The organism is Kitasatospora sp. NPDC059803, assembly GCF_042732255.1.
Classification (GTDB): Bacteria; Actinomycetota; Actinomycetes; order Streptomycetales; family Streptomycetaceae; genus Kitasatospora.
On sequence record NZ_JBHWIJ010000230.1, the window covers coordinates 4590 to 8398 of the forward strand.

The following is a 3809-nucleotide window of genomic DNA, read 5'->3' on the forward strand; positions in this document are numbered from 1 at the left end:
GCGGTGGACCAGATGGTGGTCTCGGTGGGCCCGTACAGGTTGGTGACCTCGCTGCCGAGCGCGCGCATCCGCTCGGCGAGGGCGGCCGGCAGGGCCTCCCCGCCGACCAGCATCCGCAGGCCGCGCAGCGCCTGCGGGACTTCGTCGCACAGGGCCTGCCAGAGGCTGGGGGTGGCCTGCATGATCGTGGTGCCGGTGCGGCCGACCAGGGCGCCCAGCCCGGCGGGGTCGGTGACGGTCGCGCGGTCGGCGAGGACCACGGTGGCGCCGCCGACCAGCGGCAGGTAGAGCTCCAGGGCGGCGATGTCGAAGGCGATCGTGGTGACGGAGGTCCAGACGTCCTCGGCGGCGAGCGGGAAGAGGTCGGCCATCGAGACCAGGAAGTTGGTCAGCGCGTGGCGGCTGATGACGACGCCCTTGGGGCGGCCGGTGGAGCCGGAGGTGTAGATGACGTAGGCCGGGTCGGCGGCGGTCGCGGCGGGGCCCTGCGGCCCGGCGGGCTCCGTCGCCAGCCTGGCGCGCACCTCCTCGTCGTCCAGCAGCAGCCGGTGGGCGGCGGTGGCGGGCAGCCGCCCGGCCGTCGCGCTGTCGGTGACCAGCGCCGAGGGGGCGGCGTGGTCGAGGATGTAGCCGATCCGGTCGGCCGGGTAGTCGGGGTCGAGCGGCACGTAGGCGGCGCCGGTGCGGGCCACCGCGAGCAGGGCGACGACGAGGTCGGCGGAGCGCGGCAGCGCCAGGGCGACGAGCCGGCCCGGGGCGGCGCCGTGGCGGCGCAGCTCGCCGGCCAACCGCTCGGCCCGGTCGTCGAGTTCGGCGTAGCTGAGCACGGTGTCGCCGGCGATCAGGGCGGTCCGCGCGGGCTGGGCGGCGGCCCGGGCCCGGAACAGTGCGGAGACGTCGGCGTCGGGCACCGGCCGGTCGGTGGCGTTCCACTCGGTCAGCAGGGCGTGCCGCTCGGCCGGGTCCAGCACCTCGTAGCCGTCCGGGTCGGCGTCCGGCGCGGCGACGGCGGCGGCCAGCAGGCGCGGCAGCGCGTCGGTGAGCCGCCGGACGGTCGCCGGGTCGAACAGCTCGGTGCTGAAGGTCGCGGCCAGCCGCAGCCCGGAGCCGTCGGGCGCGCTGCGAAAGCGCAGCTGGAGGTCGAACGGGGAGTGCTGGCGGGGAAGTTGGGCCACCTGGGCGTCGAGCGCGCCGAAGCGGAGGCGGGCGGGCAGGTCCTCGGCGAGATCGAAGGCCACCTGGGCCAGCGGGTGGCGGTTGAGCGCGCGCTCGGGCCGCAGCTCGCCGACCACGGTCTCGAACGGGACGCCGCCGTGGCGCCGGGCCGTGTCGGCGACCGCCGCGCAGTCGCCGACCAGCTCGCGGAAGGAGGCGCCGGGGCGGCGGACGACCCGCAGCACCACCGGGTTGGCCAGCGGGCCGACCACGGCGGCGCGCCGGGCGTCGTCGCGGCCGGGCAGGCTGCCGACCAGCGGGACGTCGGCGCCGGCGCCGAAGCGGCCCAGCAGCGCCACGACGGCGGCGTGCAGCACCGCCTCGACGCCGGCGCCGCAGTCGGCGGCCAGGTCGGCGAGGGCCGCCGCCAGCGGGCCGTCCAGCTCGCTGCGGTACTCGTCGGCGGCGTAGCGGGTGACGGCCGGGCGCGGCCGGTCGACGGGCAGGTCGAGCTGCGCCGGCGCGCCCTCCAAGGCCGCGCGCCAGTGGGCGAGTTCGGCCGCGGCGTGCTCGGTGGGCCGCTCGGGGGCGCCGTTCAGCTCCCGGTCGGCGGCGGCCGCCGCGGCGTACTGCGGGGCGGGCTCGGACGCGCCGGGGGCGGCCGGGGCGGTGGCCGCCGCGTACGCCCGGGCCAGGTCGTCGACGATCACGGCGAGCGAGCGCTCGTCGGCCGCGATCTCGTGCACCGTCAGGACCAGCACGTGGGCGTCCGGACCGGTGGCGAGCAGCCGGGCCCGCAGCGGGGGCTCCCGGGTGAGGTCCAGGCCCTGGCCGGCCGCCCGGGTCAGCGCCTCGTCGAGCTCGTCGGGGGCGACCGGCTCGGGCCGCAGCCCGGCGAACGCCCCGCCGTCGGGGGCGGGTTCGGGGCGGCAGCGACCCTCGGCCTCGCGGTGCACGGTGCCCAGCAGCGGGTGCCGCCGGACCAGGGCGTCCAGCGCGGCGCGCAGCTGCTCCGGACCCAGGCCGCCGGCCAGCCGCAGCGCCACCGTGTGGGTGTGGCCGGCGGCGCCCTCCTGGAAGCGGTTCAGGAACCACAGGCGCTGCTGCGCCGGCGACAGGACACTGTCGTTGGTGATCGTCACGTTCGCTCTCCAGCCTGTTCAGGCGACGCGTCGCAGGACGCGGCCGCCGAACTGCATGTGGTCCGCGCGCCCGGTCTCCGGGTCGAGCAGGAAGCGGCCGAGGTGTTCCACCTCGGGCAGCCGCGGGTGCCGGGCGGCGAAGAAGCGCTCGCCTCGGCCGGTCAGGTCGTACTCCATCCCGTCGTCGTCGACCAGGACGGTGGCGCCGGGGTGTGCGCCGTCCGCCGTGTCGGCGCCGGGGCGGATCCGGTACACGGTCTCGCCGTTGGCCCACTGCCCGACGCGGTCCGACAGGTCCTGCGCGGCGCCGGCGGCGGGGCCCGGCGCGTAGCCGGCGACGTCCACGCCCTCGGCCCGGAGCTGGGCCAGCAGGTCCTGCCAGGCGCCGAGGCCGGCCGCGGAGTCGGCCTGGAGGGCGATCACGGTGCCGCGTTCCGGCTGGATCCGCAGGTGGCAGGTGGCGCCCGCGCCCACGCCGTCGAGGCCGAGCCAGCGGTCGGCGCCGTTGCCGTACCGGGCCCAGCCGTGGCCCCAACCGTCGGCCAGGCCGAACGGCAGGGTGTCGAAGGGCGGTTCGGCCAGCTCCCGGACGGCCTCCTGGTCGAGCAGGGCGGCGTGCGAGGCGTCGCGGTCGTCCAGGTGGAGCCGGGCGAACGCGACCAGGTCGGTGACGGTGCCGGCGATCGCGGCGGCGGGGGCGAGGTCGCGGGGGATCTCGTCGGCCGCCAGGAAGGCCGGCTCGATGTCCAGCGGCCGGAGCAGGAAGTCCGTCACGGCGTTGCGCCAACTCACCCCGGCGGCGGCCTCGATGACCTTTCCGGCCAGCGCGAACCCGGCGTTGGAGTACGAGAACGCGGTGCCGGGGGCGAACAGCGGGCCGGCCGCGACGGCGGCCCGCAGCCCGCCGTCGCCGGGGCCGTCGCAGACCATTCCGGAGGAGTGGCTGAGCAGGTGGCGGGTCGTCAGTCTCAGTTCGGCGAAGGGTGGTTCGTTCAGGTACTCGCCGACCGGCAGGTCCAGGTCGAGGTCGCCGTCGAAGGCCAGCTGCATGGCCAGCGTCGCGGTGAAGAGCTTGGTGAGCGAGGCGAACGGCGCGGCGGGCGCCGGCCCGGGCTCCGCACCCGCCTCGGCGACGTGGAGTTCGCCGGCGTCGTAGAACGCGCACCGGAGGGAGCGCACACCGTGTTCGCGCGCGAGCCGTCCGGCCTTTTCACGCCATGACTGTGAATTCACTAAAACCCACCCACCGCATTCACCGGAATCCGAAAAAGGCGCAGCACAACAGCCCCGTTCGGCCGTGTTCCGTCCACGGCTCGTCGGTACGGGGATTACGCAAAAGGGGAATTCGCTCTGGTGAATGCAGGCTAACACCGGGCGGCGGGGCCGGTCAGGGTCGTTAAGCGGCAGCCGAATGACCCTGGTTGCCGCACTGCGAAACGCCGTTCGACCTGCCCGGAAACCCGAAAACGCCGATGGGGTCCGCGGTCGCGGACCCCAACGGCGGGTCGGGGT

At 76.4% G+C, this 3809-nt stretch carries 2 protein-coding genes; both read right to left on the bottom strand.

All coding sequences use genetic code 11. The features are described from left to right. Positions 1-2297, bottom strand: a 2297-nt coding sequence (locus tag ACFV6I_RS29095; RefSeq protein WP_380428487.1) for an AMP-binding protein, incomplete at its 3' end; no start/stop codon positions are given. Between the two features lie 18 nt (positions 2298-2315). Continuing rightward, positions 2316-3668 (bottom strand): serine hydrolase domain-containing protein, encoded by a 1353-nt coding sequence (locus ACFV6I_RS29100; RefSeq protein WP_380428489.1) that lies wholly within the window; start codon positions 3666-3668, stop codon positions 2316-2318. Positions 3669-3809: the final 141 nt, after the last annotated feature.